21 protein-coding genes are annotated in these 21,407 nt (G+C 65.8%); 8 read left to right on the top strand and 13 right to left on the bottom strand.

All coding sequences use genetic code 11. The annotated features are described in order from the left end of the window. Positions 1-450: 450 nt before the first annotated feature. The 4 genes from ACEUEL_RS21965 to ACEUEL_RS21980 all read left to right on the top strand — a co-directional run bounded on the left by ACEUEL_RS21965 (position 451) and on the right by ACEUEL_RS21980 (position 3,206). The gene (locus tag ACEUEL_RS21965) at positions 451-963 is read left to right on the top strand and encodes a hypothetical protein (protein ID WP_405710390.1); all 513 of its coding nucleotides are present in this window, start codon (positions 451-453) and stop codon (positions 961-963) included. Between the two features lie 171 nt (positions 964-1,134). Then, positions 1,135-1,392 carry a hypothetical protein gene (locus tag ACEUEL_RS21970; protein WP_405710393.1) on the top strand — a complete coding sequence of 86 codons (258 nt, stop codon included), beginning with the start codon at positions 1,135-1,137 and terminating at the stop codon, positions 1,390-1,392. Further along, positions 1,376-2,566, top strand: coding sequence for an ImmA/IrrE family metallo-endopeptidase (locus ACEUEL_RS21975; RefSeq protein ID WP_405710396.1), 1,191 nt, complete (start codon positions 1,376-1,378; stop codon positions 2,564-2,566). The genes ACEUEL_RS21970 and ACEUEL_RS21975 overlap by 17 nt, the downstream gene beginning before the upstream one ends. Next, on the top strand, positions 2,541-3,206 hold the full coding sequence (locus ACEUEL_RS21980; RefSeq protein ID WP_405710399.1) for a DNA-binding protein: 666 nt from the start codon (positions 2,541-2,543) through the stop codon (positions 3,204-3,206). The genes ACEUEL_RS21975 and ACEUEL_RS21980 overlap by 26 nt, the downstream gene beginning before the upstream one ends. Positions 3,207-3,600: 394 nt before the next feature. Here ACEUEL_RS21980 and lhgO read toward each other — a convergent pair whose 3' ends face one another. The 7 genes from lhgO to araD form a co-directional block, all read right to left on the bottom strand. After that, positions 3,601-4,788 (bottom strand): L-2-hydroxyglutarate oxidase, encoded by a 1,188-nt coding sequence (gene lhgO, locus ACEUEL_RS21985; protein WP_405710401.1) that lies wholly within the window; start codon positions 4,786-4,788, stop codon positions 3,601-3,603. Positions 4,789-4,801: 13 nt separating this feature from the next. Next, on the bottom strand, positions 4,802-5,671 hold the full coding sequence (locus ACEUEL_RS21990; protein WP_405710404.1) for an ABC transporter permease: 870 nt from the start codon (positions 5,669-5,671) through the stop codon (positions 4,802-4,804). Positions 5,672-5,673: 2 nt separating this feature from the next. Further along, positions 5,674-6,594 carry an ABC transporter permease gene (locus ACEUEL_RS21995; RefSeq protein ID WP_405710407.1) on the bottom strand — a complete coding sequence of 307 codons (921 nt, stop codon included), beginning with the start codon at positions 6,592-6,594 and terminating at the stop codon, positions 5,674-5,676. Further along, a complete protein-coding gene (locus ACEUEL_RS22000) occupies positions 6,591-7,436 on the bottom strand; it encodes an ABC transporter ATP-binding protein (protein WP_405710409.1) in 846 nt (281 codons plus the stop codon). The genes ACEUEL_RS21995 and ACEUEL_RS22000 overlap by 4 nt, the downstream gene beginning before the upstream one ends. Beyond that, complete coding sequence (locus tag ACEUEL_RS22005; RefSeq protein WP_405710412.1) at positions 7,433-8,446, bottom strand: ABC transporter ATP-binding protein; 1,014 nt, start codon at positions 8,444-8,446, stop codon at positions 7,433-7,435. The genes ACEUEL_RS22000 and ACEUEL_RS22005 overlap by 4 nt, the downstream gene beginning before the upstream one ends. Positions 8,447-8,509: 63 nt before the next feature. Beyond that, on the bottom strand, positions 8,510-9,235 hold the full coding sequence (locus ACEUEL_RS22010; RefSeq protein WP_405710415.1) for an RraA family protein: 726 nt from the start codon (positions 9,233-9,235) through the stop codon (positions 8,510-8,512). Between the two features lie 48 nt (positions 9,236-9,283). After that, positions 9,284-11,008 (bottom strand): L-arabinonate dehydratase, encoded by a 1,725-nt coding sequence (gene araD, locus ACEUEL_RS22015; protein WP_405710418.1) that lies wholly within the window; start codon positions 11,006-11,008, stop codon positions 9,284-9,286. Positions 11,009-11,223: 215 nt separating this feature from the next. On the opposite strand from araD, the gene ACEUEL_RS22020 reads away from it, so the two are divergent. Beyond that, positions 11,224-11,913, top strand: coding sequence for a FadR/GntR family transcriptional regulator (locus ACEUEL_RS22020; protein WP_405710421.1), 690 nt, complete (start codon positions 11,224-11,226; stop codon positions 11,911-11,913). A gap of 21 nt (positions 11,914-11,934) precedes the next feature. On the opposite strand, the gene ACEUEL_RS22025 is transcribed toward ACEUEL_RS22020, so the two are convergent. Then, the gene (locus ACEUEL_RS22025) at positions 11,935-12,858 is read right to left on the bottom strand and encodes a 2-hydroxyacid dehydrogenase (RefSeq protein ID WP_405710424.1); all 924 of its coding nucleotides are present in this window, start codon (positions 12,856-12,858) and stop codon (positions 11,935-11,937) included. A gap of 228 nt (positions 12,859-13,086) precedes the next feature. On the opposite strand from ACEUEL_RS22025, the gene ACEUEL_RS22030 reads away from it, so the two are divergent. From ACEUEL_RS22030 to ACEUEL_RS22040, 3 genes are all read left to right on the top strand, one after another. Next, positions 13,087-14,565, top strand: coding sequence for an ABC transporter substrate-binding protein (locus tag ACEUEL_RS22030; RefSeq protein WP_405710427.1), 1,479 nt, complete (start codon positions 13,087-13,089; stop codon positions 14,563-14,565). Positions 14,566-14,686: 121 nt separating this feature from the next. Then, positions 14,687-15,784 carry a malate/lactate/ureidoglycolate dehydrogenase gene (locus ACEUEL_RS22035; protein WP_405710430.1) on the top strand — a complete coding sequence of 366 codons (1,098 nt, stop codon included), beginning with the start codon at positions 14,687-14,689 and terminating at the stop codon, positions 15,782-15,784. Further along, on the top strand, positions 15,771-16,883 hold the full coding sequence (locus tag ACEUEL_RS22040) for an enolase C-terminal domain-like protein (RefSeq protein WP_405710433.1): 1,113 nt from the start codon (positions 15,771-15,773) through the stop codon (positions 16,881-16,883). Before ACEUEL_RS22035 ends, ACEUEL_RS22040 begins: the two co-directional genes overlap by 14 nt. A gap of 149 nt (positions 16,884-17,032) precedes the next feature. Here the strand turns inward: ACEUEL_RS22040 and ACEUEL_RS22045 are convergent, their stop codons facing one another. The 5 genes from ACEUEL_RS22045 to ACEUEL_RS22065 are packed head-to-tail and all read right to left on the bottom strand — an operon-like array spanning position 17,033 to position 21,309. Then, positions 17,033-17,257: a hypothetical protein gene (locus ACEUEL_RS22045; RefSeq protein ID WP_405710435.1), complete on the bottom strand. Its 225-nt coding sequence runs from the start codon at positions 17,255-17,257 to the stop codon at positions 17,033-17,035. A gap of 50 nt (positions 17,258-17,307) precedes the next feature. Next, positions 17,308-17,652: a cytochrome o ubiquinol oxidase subunit IV gene (gene cyoD, locus ACEUEL_RS22050; RefSeq protein ID WP_405710438.1), complete on the bottom strand. Its 345-nt coding sequence runs from the start codon at positions 17,650-17,652 to the stop codon at positions 17,308-17,310. Beyond that, positions 17,649-18,281 carry a cytochrome c oxidase subunit 3 gene (locus ACEUEL_RS22055; protein ID WP_405710441.1) on the bottom strand — a complete coding sequence of 211 codons (633 nt, stop codon included), beginning with the start codon at positions 18,279-18,281 and terminating at the stop codon, positions 17,649-17,651. The genes cyoD and ACEUEL_RS22055 overlap by 4 nt, the downstream gene beginning before the upstream one ends. Continuing rightward, positions 18,278-20,407 carry a cbb3-type cytochrome c oxidase subunit I gene (locus ACEUEL_RS22060; RefSeq protein WP_405710444.1) on the bottom strand — a complete coding sequence of 710 codons (2,130 nt, stop codon included), beginning with the start codon at positions 20,405-20,407 and terminating at the stop codon, positions 18,278-18,280. The genes ACEUEL_RS22055 and ACEUEL_RS22060 overlap by 4 nt, the downstream gene beginning before the upstream one ends. Beyond that, positions 20,404-21,309 carry a COX aromatic rich motif-containing protein gene (locus ACEUEL_RS22065; RefSeq protein ID WP_405710447.1) on the bottom strand — a complete coding sequence of 302 codons (906 nt, stop codon included), beginning with the start codon at positions 21,307-21,309 and terminating at the stop codon, positions 20,404-20,406. The genes ACEUEL_RS22060 and ACEUEL_RS22065 overlap by 4 nt, the downstream gene beginning before the upstream one ends. Positions 21,310-21,407 lie beyond the last annotated feature (98 nt).

Below are 21,407 nucleotides of genomic sequence, written 5' to 3' on the forward strand. Positions count from 1 at the left end.
TCTCTTCACGCCACAGCAGTGCCAGAACTTCTTCGAAGCCGCTGGATATGATCCAATATGATCGGCTTCCGCTCTAGTGCCGGTTTAGAGGGCTATGGCGTAGAAGTAGCTGTCATCTTCACCCGGCGTGGCACGCCAAAATCCGCTCATTGCCTTCTATTGCCGCCGACAACCGCCGCAACCACATCCGCGCAAAGAGTGGCAGCGTCGACATAGTCATTCATCCAGGCAAGCCATTGCGATGAGTGCGATTGCTGTTCGGTCACGGAAAGCAGCTCCGAAAAAATTGGTATGGCTGGGGTTTCCTGACAGAATTTCGCGGGAGCCCGATGCCATCGGTATGCATATAAGAAAAGTAAAGAGTGTTGGGTTTCGCCTTCTTAAGAACGAATGCGGTTTTAACGTCGCGGTCCCCATTTTCATTGAGTTATTTCAAGGTAAATTAATGTCATGAGGGGTGAATTGCAAGAAATAATTTCAGTATTCGCGGCTGCGGTGCGCGTGCTTCTGCAGGATGAGGATCTTGCCTATGCGGATCCTGCGGAGCGCGCGCTTGTCGCTCGGATTCGGGATCTCCTGCATGGGGAATATGCCGGCTGGTCGATCGATCTGGAATGGAATCGCCCAGAGGATGTGATCAAACGCCTTCGCTATGACCTGAGCGATGATGAGATGATTGGGAAGGACGCGATTGTCCCCGACCTGATCGTACATCGGGTCGGTAAGCGTGAAAATTTGCTCGTCGTCGAGGTCAAGAAGTCGACCAACAAGGACTTCGATGGGGACATCTGGAAGCTCAAGGGGATGACGGAACAGGCCGGGGCTTACGGGTATTTGGTTGGGCTTCATCTGGTGATCGACGTGAAGGCGGGGATCGCGCCCCGTTGCGACGTATATGTGGACGCTGCGTTGGACGAAGAACTGACTGAGTGGATGCGCGCTGAGCTGGGGAAAGCAGGGTGACTAGAGATCCTTTCGAGATCGTCAAACTGCTCGGACGCTTTGCTCAGGCGCGTTAGTTTGCATGCAGTTGGTGTTAACGAGGCACGAGACGCTTATGTGGTGTCCGATCTAGCCGCCACTGACGCGAGCGGCGCCCTATCCGTTATCCCCCTGAAGGCCGATCGGGACATAATGGTCGAATATGGCAGCGTGGGCGCACGGCATCTGCAGCACCTTGCCGAGCTCGCCGGCTTGCCTGATGACGCCCTTCGCGTCCACGCCTCGCAGATCGGGGCGGCAATCGGGGAAAGCACTGAGGAAACGCTGACGAAGCTAAGGACAATGTTGGGTACGCATGCGGTGGAATGGCGGGCATTTCTGTCCGCGCAAGGAGAACAAAGCTTTTTGAAGAGCTGGATGGATGGAGGGCGCTATGGCCGATTTGAATGAGCTGAGCGCGCAAGAAATAGGACGCCGACTGCGCATTGCGCGGGAGAACGCGGATATCCGGCAGGATGACGCGGCCCAGGTCATAGGCATGTCTCGCCCGACGTTGGTATCCATCGAGAAGGGCGTGCGCCGTGTGCGCATCCAGGAAATCCAGATGCTGGCTCGTCACTACGGCGTGTCTGTGAACGCCCTCCTTCGCAGAGAAGCCGTCCACACCGATTTGATGCCCCGCTTCTGGAAACTGCGTGAGACGGAAGACGCACACACCACCGAGGCCATTCTGCTCTTCAACGATCTGATCAAGGCGGACGTTGAAATGGAGAACATTCTAGGGATCCAGCGGCGTAGAAATTACCCGCCGGCGCGCGGCATCAATGACGGTGACGTTGTTGCGTTGGCTGAAACGCATGCCAAGGAACTGCGCGACTGGCTGGGTCTCGGACCAGGGGCGATAGCCGACATCTTTTCGGTTATCGAGCTGGGCCTCGGCATCCGCTTGTATCAGCGCCGCCTTTCTTCGAACTCGAAGGTGGCGGGCCTGTTCACTTACGATGAAAGCATCGGCGCCTGCATTCTTCTCAACGCCAACCATCCATTGCCACGTCGCATCCAATCCGCGGCTCATGAAATCGGCCATTTCTATGGCACTCGGCAAACCCCGGAAGTGCTCGAGGATGATGAGAAATTCCTGTCGCGCGATGAACGCTACGCAAACGCCTTTGGTCGCGCGTTCCTGACGCCTGCTGAGAGCTTCTCGGAAAGCTTTCGCCAACTGAAGGAGATAACCGGCAAGACGACCCGACGCCTGATTATCCTCCTTGCCCAACAGTACAATATCTCGCGCCAGGCTTGCGGTCTCAGGCTCGAAGAATTGGGTCTCGTCAAGCGCGGCACCTGGGCCTGGTTCGAGAACAACGGCGGCATCACCGATGACCATGTTCGGGAGATCCTGGGCGAAATGACGGATCGCCGCGATCCGGCAAAGAGTGACGCCGATCGACCGATCTCGCACCGCCTTAGCCTTATGGCGCACGCCGCCTGGAAACGCGGATTGATGTCGGAAGGACAATTGGCGGAGCTGCTGGAGGTGGGCCGAGTGGAGCTTCGCGGCATTGTTGATCAAATCGAGCTTGAGGAAAGAGAGACGGATGAGTTGCTTAAGCTCCCTGATTGATATCGCGGACCCGCTGGTTCTCGACACCAGCGTTCTGATCAACCTCCACGCCAGCAAATACGGCGAACGGATACTCGCCGCCATTCCCAACGATATTCTCGTCCCGGAGATCGTGGCTGGAGAACTGGAACACGAGACGAGCCGCAGGAACGGGGAGCACGGCTTCCTGTATAGTCTCATGGCGAATGGAACCGTAACGCTCGCCGGTTTGACCGAGGCGGAGTACGAGATTTTCTACGAACTCACGTCAATCGCGCTTTCGCTGGACGATGGTGAGGCGGCAACGATCGCTGTCGCTTCGGCCAGAAGCTTCTTACCCGTCATCGACGAGAGAAGGGGACGAGCTCGCGCTCTCGTCAAAGCGCGAGCGGCGGCCTGGTCACTGGACATCTTCCGTCATCCATCCGCGCTTTCCACCCTCGGCGATCAATCCGCCATCGACGCGCTCTATCTCTCCCTTCGCGACGGCCGCATGCGAATACCCCCGGAAAGCGCGGATAGCGTGATCGGGATCATTGGTATCTGGCGTTCGCGCGATTGCACCTGCCTCCCTGGCTACCGGGACCGATTTGCAGGGGTGCCCAATCGATCCATCGACGTGGGATCTACTGCCGGCGCAGATCTGGAGGCCGGAGAGTGATTGCTCGATCATTCGGTCGAATCTGAGCGATCAATTGCGCCGATTTCCGCCATGCACAAATCCCTGATCGTAGCCATCAAGATCGGCTTGAAATGATGAACAGCGAGCTGCCGACCCAGCTCCGGGGAGCCGCAAGCCTCGTTTCTCGCAAAAGGGGGGCCTTAGAGGGCAATGGAGTAGACATAGTTGTCATCTTCACCCGGCACGGTGCGCCAATCATTTCAATGACGTGCTTGGATCTGGTGGGGCGGGCCCTTCGCCGGGATGCCGCTGGCGTTGCGGCCCCTGCAGCAGCACCTGCTCACGCGCCAGGCGGGGGCCGGCGACGTCACCGCAGTGGCCCTCTCATCTGCCGAGGTCATATGGGGCGAACGCAGCCTACATGGCGAACGCGTCAATTCAGCACCTTCGCCACAATCATGCGGGCGATCGGTATCGCCGAGGTCGCGGCCGGCGATGGAGCGTTGCAGACGTGCAGCGTCCGTCCCGTTTCGGCAAAGAGAAAATCGTGGAGGGCAATGCCTGCCGAGGTGACCGCTTGGGCGCGGATGCCGGCGGGATGCGGTGTCAGGTCGTCGAGGGTCAGTTCGGGGCAATATTTACGGCACTCGGCGAGATAACCCCGTCGCCAGAGCGAGTTTCTCAATTCGTGCGCGGCGTGGCGGCGGTTCTGCCAGACGAGTTTCCAGAAGCCGCCATAGGCCGCGAGATCGGCGGTGTCGCGGAGATCGAACGACAGGTGCGGATAGCCTTCGCGTGAAAACCCCAGCACCGCGTTCGGCCCGACCGTCACGCTGCCGTCGATCATGCGGGTGAGATGAACACCGAGGAACGGCAGATCGGGCGCCGGTGCCGGATAGATCAGGTGCCGCACGATCGCGCGGCGATGTGCCGACAGCCGGAAGTGCTCGCCGCGGAACGGCACGATCCGGAAGTCCGCCTTCGCCCCGGCCATGCGCGCCAGCCGATCGGATTGCAACCCGCCGCAGCACACCAGCCGTCGCGTCCGGAACTCCCCCGCATCGGTGACGACCGTGACGCCGTCGGTCTCCTCGGTGATCGCGGTCACCCGCTGGCCGAGCCGCAGCTCCGCACCGGCGTCGCGGAGCAGCGCTGCCATCGTCTCGCAGACCCGGCGATAGCTCACGATTGCCGTCTCCGGGCTGAGCAGCGCGCCGATGCCGGTGATGTTCGGCTCGATTTCGCGCAGTTCGCCGGCGCTGACATGGGAAAGCGTGAGCCCGTTGGCGGTGGCGCGCGCATGGAGCGCCTCGATCCGGGCGAGCTCGACCGCGTTCGTCGCCACGATCAGCTTGCCGCAGGTCTCGTACGGTATCGCGTGCTCGTCGCAGAACGCCTTCGTGGCGTGCAGGCCCGCGACGCAGAGCCGTGCCTTCAGGCTGCCCGGCGCATAGTAGATGCCGGCATGGATGACGCCGCTGTTGTGGCCGGTCTGGTGGTGGCCGACGCTCTCTTCCTTCTCGATCAGGACGAGGCTCGCGCCAGGCCTCTGTCGCATGAGCTCCAATGCGGTGGCGAGCCCGACGATGCCGCCGCCGACGACGCAGAAATCGAAGATCATCGCGACCGGCTTTCTACAGCGCCGTCGAGACGCCGCGACCGAGTCGCCGGCGCAGGACTTCGCCCGCCCCCCCGATCGATACGACGACCACGACGATGACGAAGCCCGGCAGCGTGGCGATCCACCAGGCATTGGCGAGATAGTTGCGGCCGGAGGAGATGATGCGACCCCAGGACGGAACGTCGACCGGCGTGCCGAGGCCGAGGAAGCCGAGCGAAGCCTCCGCCAGGATGATGAGGCTGAGCTCCGCGGACATCAGGATCAGCAGCGGAATCCACAGATTGGGCAGGATGCAGTCGCGCACGATCCGCCAGGTGCTCTCGCCCGAGATGATCGCCGCCTCGACATAGCTCTTGGCGAGCGTGCGCGCCGTGATGGCGCGGGCGACGCGGGCCACCACCGCCCAGCGCGTGACCGCCAGGATGAGGATGACGGAAAGCAGGCTCGGCTGGATGAAGGCGGCCAGGAAGACCGCGATGAGGATCGAGGGAAAGGCGAGCTGGATATCCACGATGCGCATCAGGAACTGCTCGGTGCGCCGGCCCGCCCATCCGGCCCAGACCCCGATCACAATGCCGAACGCGGTGGCGACCGCCGCCGCGGTGAAGCCCACGACGAGCGAGACACGCGCCCCGTAGATCACCTGTTTGGCGACGTCGCGGCCCACGGCATCGGTGCCGAACCAGGCGATGCTGCCATTGGCGAGCGTCGTGAGGGGCGGCTTCAGCCGGGCGGCGGTGTCGGTCGCGGCCGGGTTGAAATCGACCAGATAGGGGCCTGCGACCCCGACCACGACAAACAGCGCGACGAAGGCCAGCGCCAGCATCTCGGTGGGGGCGAGACGCGACGTCGCGGTGGGGGAGGAGAGGCTCGTTGCCGTCACGTTCAGCTCCGCCGCAGGCGCGGGTCGACCAGCCGGTAGCCGAAATCGACCGCGAAATTCACCGCCACGACCAGGAAGGTCATGACGAATATGCAGGTCTGCACCACCGCATAGTCGCGGTAGCTGATCGCCGTGATGAGTTCCTTGCCGAGGCCGGGCCAGCCGAACACCGTCTCGACGATCACCGCGCCGCCGAGCAGGTGGCCGAACTGCACGCCGCCGACGGTCAGCACCGGCAGCAGCGCGTTGCGCAGCACGTGGTGGCTGACGATGCGCCCCGTCGGCACGCCCTTGGCGCGCAGTATCTTGACCATGTTGGCGTTCAGCACGCCGATCGCCTCGTTGCGCATCAGCCGCATATTGACCGCGATGAGTGGCAGGGCGAGCGTGATCGCCGGCAGGACGATCGCGCTCGGCGACGACCAGCCCGAGCTCGGCAGGATCTGCAGCCAGCGGGCGAAGACGAGGATGAACACCAGCCCCAGCCAGAAATCGGGAATTCCCAGCACCACCAGCGACGCGCTGGAGGTCGCACGGTCGAACCAGCGCTCGCGCCACAGCGCGGCCGCGAGGCCGAGCGGCACGGCGACGGCGATCACCAGGGCGAAGGTCACCGCGCCGAGGGTCAGCGTCGCCACCATGCGCTGCGCGACGATGTCGATCGCCGGCCGGCCCTGAATGACCGAATTGCCGAAGTCGAGCGTGAACGCCTTGCCGACATAGATCAGCAACTGCTCGTAGATCGGCCGGTCGAGGCCGTACTGGATGCGGGCCGCCGCGATCTGGTCGGGCGTGGCGAGATCGCCGAGCAGCACCAGCACCGGATCGCCGGGCGCGATGCGGATCATGACGAAGGTGGCGATCACCGCCGCAATGAGCGTCGCGAACGCGTTGAACAGCCGCGTGGCGATAAAGGCGATCATGATGCGGCCTCCGCCGGCACCGGGGCGAGGCGACGGCGCGCATGCTCCAGCAGCACGCCGCGCTCTTTCAGTCGCGGCGAAGCCGCGATCAGCGCGGCGGTGTAGGGCTGCTGCGGCGCGGCGATGAGTTCGCGCGCCGGGCCGACTTCGATCACGCGGCCACGGTGCATCACCGCGATCGTATCGGCGATGTGGCCGAGCACGCTGAGATTGTGGGTGACGAAGATGAAAGCCCGGCCTTCCCGCTTCAGCCGCCCGAACAGATCGAGGATCTGCGCCTGGATCGACACGTCGAGCGCGGAGGTGGGCTCGTCGCAGAGCAGCACCGCGGGATCGCAGGCCAGCGCCCGCGCGATCGCCAGCCGCTGCAATTGGCCGCCCGAGAACTCGGACGGGCGCCGCTCCAGAGCCGAGGCATTCATGCCGACCTGATGGAGCAGGGCCTCGAGCGCCGCGGCGCCCGCCCGCGGGGAGGGCGAACGCGCCAGCGCGGCGGTCAGCGTCTGGCGTATCGTCTTGAACGGATTGAGGCTGCCGCCGGGGTCCTGGAAGATCATCTGGACGCCGGCGACGAATGGTGCGCGGCGGGTGGGGCGCGCCGCGTGGTCGACCGGCTCGCCCCGGTAGCGGATCGTGCCGGTGTAGCCGCGATTGAGGCCGACGATGGTGCGCAGCAGCGTGCTCTTGCCGCTGCCGGACTCGCCGACGATGCCGAGCACGCGGCCGGGCTCGACCGCCAGCGATACATCGTCGAGGGCCTTGATCGCGACGCCGTTCCCCGACATCAGCCCGGCGACCGGGTAGCCGAAGTTGAGATGCTCGACGGCGAGAACCTGCGTCATGACGGCCTCTCTTCCACGCGCCGCCATTCGAAGCAGCGCACCAGCGCGCCGTCGCCGAGCGTTTCCATGTCGGGGGCCGCAGCGGCGCAGCGTGGCGCCTTGAACGAACAGCGCGGCTCGAAGGCGCAACTGCCGTCCCAGCTCCGCTCCGGCCGCGGCGGCTGGCCGGGGATCGCCACGACGGGGCGATCGAGGTCGTCGAGATCGGGGATCGAGGCGATCAGCCCGCGGGTATAGGGATGGCGGCCGCGCTCGGTGACCTGCAGCGTCGCCCCGCCTTCGACCAGCTTGCCGGCATACATCACCATCACGCGGTCGGCGCACTGGTACACCACGCCGAAATCATGGGTGATGATCAGCACGGCCATCCGCATCTCCCGGCGCAGGTCGTCGATCAAAGCGAGGATGTCGGCCTGAACCGTCACGTCGAGGGCGGTGGTCGGCTCATCGGCGACCAGCAGGCGGGGGGAGAGCGCGACGGCCATGGCGATCAGCACACGCTGCTTCATGCCGCCGGAGAACTGGTGCGGATAGTCGCCGATGCGAGCGCCGGCGTTGGGAATGCGAACGCGGTCGAGCATGCGCGCCGCTTCCCGCAGGGCCGAGCGCCGGTCCATGCCCCGATGGACGACGAACATCTCCGCGATCTGGCGGCCCACCGTCATGGTCGGATCGAGCGCCGAGGACGGATCCTGCATGACATAGCCGGTGAGCTCGCCGTGGAATCCCCGCGGCCGGCGTCGTCCGTCGAAGCCGATCGCCTCGCCCTGGAAGGCCATCGCCGTGCCGGCGACGGCATAGATCTCACGGTCGAGCAGGCCGAGTATGGCCTGTGCCGTCAGGCTCTTGCCGCTGCCGGACTCGCCGACCAGCGCCGTCATCGTCCCCGGCTCGAGGTCGAAGCTGATGCCGTGGACCAGCGGCAAGGCGCCGGCGCGGACCGAGAGGTCGCGCACCGACAGGAGCGCCGCCGTCGGCGGGGCGGCGGTGGTGATGTCGTGCACAGTCACGGGCTGCGTTCCTCCCCCGGGCATGTGGAGGCCGGCGACACGCTGGCCGCCGAGCCGGGCCAGTCAACCCCGGTCCCGCGCCGTGCGCCAGGCCGCATAATCGGCGAGTCCCGCCTCGTCGAGCGGATAGGTGCCGTAGATCGAGGCGCCGCCACGCAGCCGCTCGAGGATGAACGCCTCCTGCTGCTCGTAGGCGAGGGCTTCGCTCGCCACCTCGTCCGCGATCTCCTGCGGGATCACCATGACGCCGTCCGGGTCGGCGACGATGAAGTCGCCGGGGTAGACCGCCGCGCCGCCGCAGGTAACGGGCACGTTGAGCTCGATGAAGCGGTGGGCGAGCGTGCTGTTGGGCGGGCACACGGCCTTGGCGTAGACGGGGAATCCGCTCTCGGCAATTTCCCACGCATCGCGTATGCCCCCGTCCGAGACGACGCCGGCGCAGCCGCGCACGCGCATGCGCTCGAACAGCATCAGGCCGCCGCTCGCGCCCTGGACGTCGCCGCGGCAGTCGATCACCAGCACCTCGCCGACGCCGCATTCCTCGGTCGCGCGGCGCTGCAGGTTGAGCCGGGGGTCCATCGCCTTGTCCGCGGCGAGCTTGTCCTCGCGCATCGCCACCGAGCGCAGGGTGAAGGCGCGACCGACCATGCGCGGCCGGGAGCCGGGCAGCGGCGCGACGCCGTACATGAACGCGTGGTTCAACCCGCGCTTGGTCAGGATGGTCGAGATCGTGGCGGTGCCGCAGCGCTTGAGGCGATCGACAATGGCGTGGTCGGCTTCGTTCGTCATCGGGCGGCCCTGAGATGCGGGAGAGGCGGGAAGCGTGAGGATCGGCGGTCAGTAGATCTTTGGCTCGGGCGTCTCGCCGGCCGGGCCGAGGAAATCGAAGTCGCAGCCCTCGTCCGGCGAGGTCACGTGCTTTGCGAACATCGCGCCATAGCCGCGCGAATAGTAGGGTTCGGGCTCGCGCCATGCGGCGCGCCGGCGCGCCAGCTCCTCCTCCGGCACGAGCAGGTCGAGCCGTCGCTCGGCGACGTCGATCTCGATGATGTCGCCGTCCTCGACCAACGCCAGCGGGCCGCCCCGCGCGGCTTCGGGCGAGACGTGCAGCACGCACGCCCCGAAGCTGGTGCCGCTCATGCGGGCGTCGGAAATCCTCAGCATGTCGCGCACGCCCTGCTTCAGCAGCTTCTTCGGCACCGGCAGCGCGCCCCATTCCGGCATGCCGGGGGCGCCCACCGGTCCGGCGCCCTTCAGCACGATCACGTCGCTCTCGGTGATGTCGAGGTCGGGGTCGTCGATGCGCTTGGCGAGGTCGTCGCGGCTGGAGAAGGTGACGGCCCGGCCGCGATGCTTCATCAGTGACGGCGTGGCGGCCGCCGGCTTGATCACCGCCCCGCGCGGGGCCAGCGTGCCCTTGAGCACCACCAGTCCCCCGTCCGCCAGGATCGGGTTGTCGAGCGGGCGGATGACGTCGGCGTCGAAGCAGTCGGCGTCGGCGACGTTCTCGGCCAGCGTGCGGCCGTTGACGGTGAGGCTGTCGCCATTGAGCAGGCCGAGCATGTTGCGGATCAGTGCCCGCAGCCCGCCGGCATAGTAGAAATCCTCCATGAGGAACTTGCCGGCGGGGCGCAGATTGGCCAGCACCGGCGTACGGCGCGAAATGCGGTCGAAGGCCTCGAGGTCGAGCGGGATCGACAGCCGGCGCGCCATGGCGATCAGGTGAATGACCGCGTTGGTGGAGCCGCCCAGCGCCATCACCACGCCGACCGCGTTCTCGAAGGAGCGCATGTCGATGAAATCCTTCGGACGCTGATCCTCCCACACCATCTCGACGATGCGGCGCCCGGAATCGGACGCCATCCGGATGTGATTGGAATCGGGCGCGGGGATCGAGGCGGCGCCCGGCAGCGTCATGCCCAGCGCCTCGGCCGCGCTCGTCATCGTCGAAGCGGTGCCCATGGTCATGCAGTGGCCGGGCGAGCGGGCGATCGATTCCTCCATGCTCTGCCATTGCGCGTCGGTGATGTTGCCGGCGCGCTTCTCGTCCCAGAACTTCCAGTTGTCGCTGCCGCTGCCGAGCGTATGGCCGCGCCAGCGGGCGTTGAGCATGGGGCCGGCCGGCACGAACAGGCAGGGCAGGTTCATGCTGAAGGCGCCCATCAGCAGGCCGGGCGTGGTCTTGTCGCAGCCGCCCATCAGCACCGCGCCGTCGACCGGATGCGCGCGGAGCACCTCCTCGGTCTCGATGGCGAGCAGGTTGCGGTAGAGCATGGTGGTCGGCTTCATCATCGGCTCGCTGAGCGAGATCGCCGGGACCTCGATCGGGAAGCCGCCCGCCTGCCACACCCCGCGCTTCACCTCTTCCACGCGCTGCTTGAAGTGCGAGTGGCACTGGTTGAAATCGCTCCAGGTATTGACGATGGCGATGACCGGCTTGTTCTCGAAATCGGCCTTGGAGTAGCCGATCTGGAAGGTGCGCGAGCGGTGGTTGAAGGTGCGCATCGCCGGCGCGTTGTACCAGCGCTGGCTCCGGAGGTCCGAGATCGCGATCTTCTTCAAGGGAGCCTCGTCCGCGGGATCTATGTGACAAATTCATCGCCAAATTACGAACTTCAGCTCGCCTGTCAATTGATTTGTCCAATATTTGTCGAAACGCTTGCCCAATTTCCACGAAATGTGTTAGCAGTTGCCGTATGGATTCGAGGCCGCCCGTGGTTGTGACAGAGCTTCCGAACGTTGCGCCCCCGTTGCGCGAGGGGAGCCGCAGCGACGTCGTGTATCGCTCGCTGCTCGCCTGGATCGAGGAAGGGCGCATTCCCTTCGAGGGCAAGCTGCCGACCGAGAACGAACTCACCCAGCAATTCCAGGTGTCTCGTTCGGTTGTCCGATCGGCGATCGCCAAATTGCGCGACAAGGGGCTGGTGCGCTCGGTGCAGGGGTCGGGCACCGTCGTCATCCATGAGGGCGAAAGCGGCGTCCCCCAGCGCACGGAGGTACTGCAGGGCGCGAGCGTGCGCGACCTGCAGCGCTGCTTCGAGTTCCGCCTGCTGATCGAGAGCGAAGCGGCCTATTTCGCGGCGTTGCGCCATGGCCCGGCCTCGCTGAAGCGGATCAGCGAGTGCGTCTATCCGGCGACCTACGATTTTCCGACCTTCAGCCAGCAGCCGCTCGAGGCGTTCGATTTCCACCAGGCGGTGGTGGCCGCGGCGGACAATCCCTTCCTGGAAAAGTCGATGCAGATGGTCATCTCGCAGCCCGGCTTCCAGGTCTATCTGCGGCTGTGCAGCGCCACCAAGGCACCGGATCCGGCGGCTCACCGCACCCGGATCAATGGCGAACACCGCGAGATCCTGCGCCTGATCGAGCGCCGCCTCGCGGATGACGCGCGCGAGTACATGCGCTACCACATCCAGAGCGCGTACGAATACATGATCAATCGGATCCCCGTGACCGATCGTCCCTGATCGGGCGGCATTCCCGGCGCGTCACGCCGCCCCGTCCAACCGCGCCGCCAGCGCGTCCACCATCGCCCGGGCCATGGCGTCGCGTGTTTCGCGCGTCGCGCTGCCGATATGGGGCAGGAGCACGACCCGCGGCGCGTCGATGAGGGCCGGGCGGGGGTGCGGCTCGTGCTCGTACACGTCGAGGCCGGCTCCCGCGATCGTGCCAGCCTGCAAGGCCTCCGCCAGCGCCGCCTCGTCGACCACCGAGCCGCGCGCGACATTGATCAGGAAGCCGTTCGGCCCCAGCGCGGCCAGCACCTCCGCATTCACCAGACGATAGGTCGAGGGCCCGCCGGGGCAGCACAGGGCGAGGACATCGCACCACGTCGCGAGATCGGTAACGCTCTGGAAATGCGGATAGGGCGTGTCCGGCACGAGCCGACGGGCATGATAGCCGATCGCCATGCCGAAGGCCTGCGCGCGCCCGGCCAGCGCGCTGCCGATCGCGCCGAGACCCACAATGCCGAGCCGTGCGCCGCCCAGCGAGCGGGCAAGGGGATAGCGGGCGGCGGCCCACGCGCCCGCCCGTACGAAGCGATCGGCGCCCGGGAGGTCCCGCACGGTCGCGATGATGAGGCCCATGGCAATGTCGGCGACGTCGGACGCGAGCACGTGCGAGGTGGTGGCCACGGCGATGCTCCGCTCCCGTGCCGCTTCGGTGTCTATGCCATCGGTGCCGGCGCCGAGGCAGGAGATGATCTGCAACGCCGGCAGCCTCCCCAGCAGCGCCGCTCCGAGCGGCACCTTCCCGCTCGTCGCCACCCCCCGTATGTCGGCGAGATCGGCCGCGCCGGCCAGCGCCGCCGCCTCGTCCGCCACGGTGATCACATCGAAGCGGCCCTCAAGCGCGGCGACCGCATGGTCTGGCAGCGCCCCCAGCTGGAGCACGCGAAACTTGTTCGCCATTCGTCACCCAATTTGTCATGGCCCGCCGCGGGAGCTCGGATGCGCTGCGGCATAATAGCGAGGCGGAGCCGCATTTCGCGAATTCGAGGTGTCCGCGACCTTGCTGTAGATAGCCCTATTACAAATAACAACCAAATTTTGGTCGATACCTTGACATCTGAGTTACAAATACGGTTCAGTGCGAGCCTCGCCGATCACAGGCGCAAGAAATCCGCTGGGAGGAGCACGATGAGGAGGCTTCTGTTCGCCTTGGCCGTGGCGCTGGTCTCGACCGCGGCCACGGCCGAGGTGGTGAAGGTGTCGCCGCCGCGAACCATTATCGACATCGACCCGCATGGACCCAATGCGCTGCTGCGCGAATCGGTCCTCGTCGCCCGCCAGATCTTCGAGCCGCTGGTGAAATTCGAGGGCGACACGCCCGTTCCGGTGCTGGCCGAAAGCTGGCGGCAGATCGACGACAAGACCTGGGAGTTCAAGCTGCGCCCGGGCGTGACGTTCCACGACGGCAGCGCGTTCGATTCCGCCGACGTGAAGGCCTCGGCCGAGCGGCTGTCGCGTGCCAAGGGCGGCCTCGCCAGCCAGTGGAAGGTGCTCGAGAGCGTCGACACCCCCGACAAGCAGACCGTCGTCTTCCATCTCAAGAACCCGGTCGGCCCGTTCCTGCGCATCACCTCGTTCCTGTCGATCGCCCCCGCCGAGGTGCTGAAAGCCAAGGCGCCGGACGAATACGGCGCCGGCGTCGTGCTGCCGGGCACCGGTCCGTTCAAGATCAAGAACTTCGCGCCGGGCGACAGCCTGACGGTGACGGCGAACCCCGATTACTGGGGCACGAAGCCGACGATCGAGGGCCTGCAGTTCGTCAACATTCCCGAGCAGACGGCCCGCGTGACGGCGATCCTCAACGGCGAGGTCGATATCGCCTGGGCCTTCTCCGACGACGAACTCGCCCAGCTGCGCGGCGACCGGGCCGTGAAGGTCGACGTGGTGCCGAGCGCCACCTACGGCTACATCTGGTTCAATGCCGCGCGCAAGCCGTTCACCGATCCGCGCGTGCGCCGCGCCATGTGGTACGCCATCGACACCACCAAGGTGCTGCGCGATCTCAAGCCGGAGACGGGAACGCCCGCCCGCAACGTGATCCCCGAGACGGTGTTCGGCTTCACACCGCTCGATCCGTACGCCTATGATCCCGCCAAGGCGAAGGCGCTGCTCGCCGAGGCCGGGCTGCCGAACGGCTTTCAGACCAGCCTTCTGTTCGGCCAGAATTTCTTCCCAGGCATCTCCGACTTCGCCCAGACCTTCATTTCCTACTGGGACGCGATCGGCGTGAAGGTGCGGCCGCTTGAGCAGGAGCGCGCCATCTTCACCCAGAATTTCCGCGAGATGAACTGGGACATGGTGCTGTCGTCGAACCCGGCGCTGACGCTGGACGCCGACTACACGGTGGGCCGCCTCTATTATTCCGCCAACAAGGAGATGAACTACGCCAACGCGGAGGTCGACAAGCTGCTGCTCGCGGCCAAGGCCGAGAGCGACCAGGCAAAGCGCAAGGATCTCTACGCCAAGGCCACGCAGATGATCTGGGACGACGCCGTCGGCATCTTCTGGGGCGATCTCAAGATCGTCTATGTGGCGCGCTCGAATATTTCCGGCCTGCAGTTCTCGCCGATCGAGGCCCCCTACCTCGCCCCGATCAAGGTGAACTGAGCGACGCCTGCACGGTGACCGGAGGCGGGGAGGGCACGGCCTGCCCGCCTCCGACGTCGCCGGCGCGCGTCGCCCCCCGCGCGGAGGCCGCGGCCATTCCCCATCACACAGGAGTTCCATCGTGGCGGCGCAGAACGTTCTCGTCGACGAGACCCGGCTGCACGACTTCGTCGTCGACATCTTCCGCGCCGCCGGCTCGTCCGGGCGCGAGGCGGCGCTGATCGCCCGGCACCTCGTCGCCTCCAACCTGCGCGGTCACGATTCCCATGGGGTCGGCTCGATCCCGGTCTATATCCGCAACCTGAAGTGCGGCGACCTGCTCGCCAATCAGGTGCTGGAGCGGGTCAACGAAACCGACGGCTTCCTGGTCTGCGACGGCAAGGGCGGCTACGGGCAGGTGATGGCGCATGACGCCATGGCCATCGGCATCGCCAAGGCGCAGGCGAACGGCGTCGCGCTCATCGGCCTGCGCAACAGCCATCATGTGGGCCGCATCGGTCACTGGGCCGAGCAGTGCGCCGATGCCGGGCTGGTGTCGATCCATTTCGTCAACGTCGTCAGCGATCCCTCGGTCGCGCCCTTTGGCGGGGTCGCGGCGCGGGTGGGCACCAACCCTTTCTCGGTCGGTGTCCCCCGCGAGGGCAAGCTGCCGGTCATCCTCGATTTCGCCACCAGCAAGCTGGCGGTGGGCAAGGTGCGCGTGGCCATGAACCAGGGCAAGCCGCTGCCGCCGGGCGCGCTGCTGACGGCGGCGGGCGAACCGACGACGGATCCCTCCATCCTGTTCGGCCAGCCCAAGGGCATCCTGCTGCCGTTCGGCGACCATAAGGGCTGGGGTCTGTCCTTCGCCTGCGAATTGCTCGGCGCCGCGCTGACCGGCGGCAAGACGCAGTCGGGTCCGAAACGGCGCAACGCGACCATCAACTGCATGCTCTCGATCCTGATCTCGCCGGAGCGGCTCGGCACCGCCGGCACGCTGTCCCCCGAGATCGACACCTTCGTCGGCTGGGTCCGGAGCGGGGGCAATGCCGACGTCCTGCTGCCCGGCGATGTCGAGGCCGCGACCACGGCAGAGCGTCGGGACCACGGCATCCCGATCGACGCCAAGACCTGGTCGGACATCGTCGCCGCCGGCCGTGAGGTCGGCGCGGAGCCGCCGTCCTCCATCCTGGAGCCGGCTGCGGCGGCACGGACGCGGTGGTCTGATGAAGATCGTTGATGTCACCGTCACCCAGTTCGAACAGCGCGGCATCCGCGCCCTGACATTCGGCCCCCACAACGCCCCCACCCGCGGAACTGCGACACTCGGGCTCGTCACCATCCGCACGGACGCGGGGCTGGAAGGGCACGCCTTCCTCGGCTCCGTCACCAAATCGTCCGAACTCGATGCCCTCTCGCTGGTGCAGACGCTGAAGCCGATCCTGCTCGGCCGCGACCCGCTCGATCGCGAGGCGCTGCACCAGGCGATCTGCAAGCGCTTCCGTTCCACCACCTGGCGCTGCATCGGCGCGGTCGACGTGGCGCTGTGGGATCTTGCCGGCAAGATCGCGGGCCTGCCCATCTACCGGCTCATCGGCGGCCAGCGCACGACGGTGCCGGCCTATGCGAGTTCGCCGGGCCACACCGAGATTGCCGAGTATGTCGAGGAGGCGCTGGACACGAAGGCGCGCGGCTATCACGCCTACAAGATCCACCCGCCGCGCAAAGGCTGGCAGGGTGACGTCGCCGTCTGCGCCGCCGTGCGCAAGGCGGTGGGCGACGACTACCGGCTGATGCTCGATTCAACCTGGATGTATACGTATACAGAGGCGGTGCGGGTAGGCCGAGCGATTGAAGAAATGGGCTTCTACTGGTTCGAGGATCCGCTCGCCGAGGAAGACATCTACAACAGCGCGAAGCTGCGCCAGAAGTTGGACATCCCGATTCTCGCGACGGAGTTCTCGCCCGGCGGCTTCCACGCCTACGCGCCATGGATTACGGCCCAGGCGACCGACTATCTGCGCGGCGATGTCGCGGTGAAGGGCGGCATCACCGCCTGCGTAAAGGCCGCCCATCTCGCCGAGGCGTTCCGCATGACCTTCGAGATCCATCACGGCGGCAACTCGGTCAACAACGTCGCCAACCTGCACATCATGTGCGGCATTCCGAACTCGGAATTCTTCGAGGTGATCCTGCCCGACGACGTGCAGAAATACGGGGTGATCGACGATCTCGTCGTCGACCCGAACGGCATGGTGCGCGTGCCGGATCGGCCCGGCCTCGGTATCGAGATCGACTTCGAACGGATCCACGCGACCACCACGGGTCTGCTGCGCTGAGCCGCGATCCGGGGGATCGATTTCAGGCTGGATGATCCTGGAGCTTTCACGCTCCCGCGAGAGGTCCGCGACGAGCTTCCCCAGCGTCGTGTCCTCGTTCTCGAGCTGCAGGTCCGCATGGTTTCCCATCAGGCGAAGCTTCGACGTGTTCACCACCTCGGCGCGTTGAGCGAACGCTCGAAGGCGATCCCGGTAACACTCCCCGGCTGCTTCGGCGGCTTGGCTCGGGCGACCTCGGGGAAGCGCTTCAGGCTCTCGGCGGTGACTTTCGGGCCGATCCTCTCCACAGCCTGAAAGCAGGTCTCCCGATTGGCGCGGTTTGCCGCGATCTCGCTCTCGCGACGCCGGAGGAACGGGCGGCGAGCCCGTTCCATCCAGATGTCCCGCGACGGCTGGGGCGGGCTATCCGGTAGCCGCAACGCCGTTACGGCATCATGCGGACATGCTGGTCGTAGAGGATCCAGATCGTGCCCGACACCATCACCAGCAGGATGAGGGCGGTGAACAGGATCAGCTTCAGGTCGTCGCGATGCGACCGGGCGAGGTCGATGTGCAGGAAACAGCGCAGATGCACGATCACCTGGATGAAGGCCAGCAGCCCGAGAGCCGCCAGCGCCGCCCCGCCCGAGAGCAGCTTCATCCACACCAGCGTGAACGCCGCCCCGGTGAGCGCCAGGGCGAGGAACAGGCCGACGAGATAGCTCAGCCGCTCGCCGCATTCGCTTTCATATTCGCTGGCCGGCATGCCGGCGGGAACTTCGTCGTTCATGAGACGACCCCGAACAGATAGACGAAGGTGAAGATGCCGATCCAGACCACATCGAGCATGTGCCAGAACAGCGCGAGCCGCATCAGGCGGAGCTTCACCGGCGTGTTGAGGCCGAACACCACGATCTGGACCGCCAGGATCACCATCCACAGCAGCCCGGAGGAAACGTGGAGCGCGTGGGTGCCGGTCAGAAGGTAATAGGCCGAGAGAAAGCCGCTGGTCTGCGGCGTGGCGCCATGCTGGGTGGCCATGACGTAATAGTCGTGCAGTTCCATGCCGACGAAGGCCGCGCCGAGGACGCCGGTGACCAGCAGCCAGGCCAGCACGCTGCGCGTATTCTCCCGGTACTTCATCGCCAGCATCGCGAAGCCGAAGGCAAAACTGGACAGCAGCAGCAGCAGGGTCTCCAGGAACGCGGCGGTGAGGTCGAACACCTCGGCCGGTCCCGGGCCGCTGGCGACGCCCTGCACGCTCATGGCGGCATAGGTCGCGAACAGCACCGCGAACAGCACCAGATCGCTCATCAGGAAGATCCAGAACCCGAACACGACCTCCTCGGCCGCCTCATGGCTGCTCGGATCGGTGGCGCCGAGATTCAGTCCCGGATGCAGGCGTTCGGTCATGCTCATGACAGCACCTCCGCCACTCCGCGGGCCGGCACCACGCCGGCGCGGGCCTCCTGGCCCTCGGGAAACGCCTTGCCGCGGTTGTCCGACGTCATCTCCCGCTCGCGCGAAACGCCCGGCGCCGCCCGCGCCGCGGCCAGGAACGCCTCGTTCTCGGCCTTCACCCGCTCGGCCGGGATGATCTCGACCGTGTCCATGTCGAAGGAGCGGACGATGACGACCGCCCACATCAGCACGAAGGAGATCACCACCAGCCACCAGATGTGCCACACCAGACCGAACGCCCAGGCACAGGCGAACAGGCCGATCAGCGGCGCCGTCGCCGTATTGCGCGGCACCTCGATGTCCTCATAGGCCGCCGGCGAACGATAGGCCTGCCCGCTCATCTTGGCCTCGTAGAAGGCATCGCGGGAGGTGACGACGGGCGGTACGGCGAAGTTCCACTCCGGCGCGGGGGAGGGGATCGACCACTCCAGCGCGCGCCCGTCCCACGGATCACCGATCGGACAGGCCAGTTGGTCGCGCCGACGCACCGACACCACGATCTGCGCGACCATGAAGGCGAAGCCGGCGAGGATGAGCCCGGCGCCGGCCATGGCGAGCGCCAGCCAGGGCAGGTAATCGGGATTCGACCACATATAGGTGCGCCGCGTCGCGCCCATCATGCCCAGCCAGTAGAGCGGGAAGAACGCCAGCAGGAAGCCGGGCGCGAAGCACCAGAACGAGGCCTTGCCGAGGCCCTCGTGCAGCCGGAAGCCGAACGCCTTCGGGAACCAGAACTGCGTCGCCGCGAACATGCCGAACAGCACGCCGGGGATGATCATGTTGTGGAAATGCGCCACCAGGAACAGCGTGTTGTGGACCTGGAAGTCGACTCCCGGATTGGCGAGCAGCACGCCGGTGAGACCGCCGAGGATGAACACCAGCAGGAAGTTGATCAGGAACAGCATCGGCGTTGAGAAGCGGATGCGCCCGCCCACCATGGTCAGCAGCCAGTCATAGACCTTCACGCCGGTCGGCACGCCGATCACCATGGTCGCGATGCCGAAGATCGCGTTGACATTGGCGCTCTGGCCCATGGTGAAGAAGTGGTGCAGCCACACCGCGAAGGACAGCACGGCGATGCACATGGTGGCGTAGACCAGCGAAGTGTAGCCGTAGATCCGCTTGCTGGAGAAGGTGGCCGCCACTTCCGACCACACGCCGAAGGCCGGCAGGATGAGGATGTAGACTTCCGGGTGCCCGAACAGCCAGAACAGGTTGGCATAGTTCATCATGTTGCCGCCGCTGCCATTGGTGAAGAAATGGAAGCCGGCATAGCGGTCGAGGGCGAGCATGACCGTCACGGCGGTGAGCGGCGCCATGGCGAAGATCATGAGGATCGAGGTGCACAGCGTCGTCCAGCAGAACAGCGGCATGCGGAACAGCGTCATGCCGGGGCAGCGCTTCTTGTAGATCGTCACGGCGAAGTTGAGCCCGGTCAGTGTCGAGCCGATCGAGCCGAGCGTGACCGCCCAGATCCAGTAGTCCACCCCCACGCCCGGACTGTACTCGATGCCGGTGAAGGGCGGGTAGGCGGTCCAGCCGCCGGTGGAGAACCGGCCGACCACCAGCGAGATCATGATCAGGACCGCGCCGGCGATGGTCAGCATCAGCGAGATCGCGTTCAGCAGGGGAAACGACACGTCCCGCGCGCCGATCTGCAGCGGCATGACATAGTTCATCAGCCCCGTGATGAACGGCATCGCCACGAAGAAGATCATGATCGTGCCGTGGGTGCTGAACAACTGCCCGAAATGGTCGGCGGACAGGAAGCCGGTGCTGTCATAGGCGGAGAGCTGCTGCGCGCGCATCAGCGCCGCCTCGATCACCGCGCGGGCGAACATGACCAGCGCGACGACGATGTACATGATGCCGACCTTCTTGTGGTCGACGCTGGTCAGCCAGTCCCTCCACAGCGGCACCCACCAGCCTTTCACCGTCAGCAGGATCACGGTGAAGATCGCGCCGAGAACCGCGACCGAGCCCGCCCCCGACGCGATGAACTCGCTCAGCGACGGATTGAGGATCGCGCCGGCGAAAACGAAGGAGGACCATTTGAGCTGGCCGAAAATCAGCTCCCAGTTCATTGCCCGGCCTCCGGCATGTGGGAATGGGTCACCCCGGGCGCTTCCGGCGCGGGCGCGTGTGCATGCCCCTGCCCGGCCACCATGCCGGGGGCGAAGCTGGCGATCACCTGGTCGAACAGGCCGGGGGTGACGGTTCCGTAAAGCACGGGCTGCTCGGGGACGGAGGGGGTGAGCAGCGCCTGATAGCCGGCGAAATCAAGGTTTCCGCCCTGCGCCCGGGTGCTCGCTACCCAACCATCGAAGTCCTGCGGGCTCATCACGCGGGTGGTGAAGGACTGATGGGCGAAGCCGAGGCCGTTATACTGCGTGTTGCGCCCGGTGAAGTCGCCGGTCCGGTCGGCGATCAGGTTGAGCTGCGTCTGCATGCCGGCCATCGCGTAGATCTGCCCGGCGAGGCTAGGCACGATGAAGGACTGCATCACCGTGCCGCTGGTCAGCTTGAGCGTGACCGGGCGGCCTTCGGGCAACGCCAGCAGATCGAGCGTCGCCACGCCCTGCTCGGGGTAGAGGAACAGGAACTTCCAGTCGAGCGCGATGACCAGAACGTTCAGCGGATCCGGACCCAGCGGGCGGTAGGGGTCGTTCTCCAGCGTGTGCTTCCACAGCGCCGAGCCGAGTATCACGATCAGCGCGACCGGAAGGCCCCAGATCAGCGATTCCAGCCCCCAGCTGAACTCCCAGTCCGGCCGATAGGTGCCTTTGCCCGCGCGTCGGTAGCGCAGCAGAACGATCGGCAGCGCGACGAACATCGGCACGATGACCACCAGCATCACGGCGCTGATCACGCCGAAATGCACAAGCTGGGAGGAGGCGATCGGGCCGGCCGGATCCAGGAAACCACGGGCACAGGCGAGACCGGGAACCCCGGCGCCGAGAACGCCCAGAACAAGTTTCGACCTCACCCCCAACCCCCTCCTGATCGACCCGCGACGATCCTGTCGTCTGCGTCAGGCTGTCGAATGGCCCGCACGCGTCAGACCATCGCCCGCATCCACCAAAC

Source organism: Ancylobacter terrae, assembly GCF_045108345.1.
In the GTDB taxonomy this organism is placed as follows: Bacteria; Pseudomonadota; Alphaproteobacteria; order Rhizobiales; family Xanthobacteraceae; genus Ancylobacter.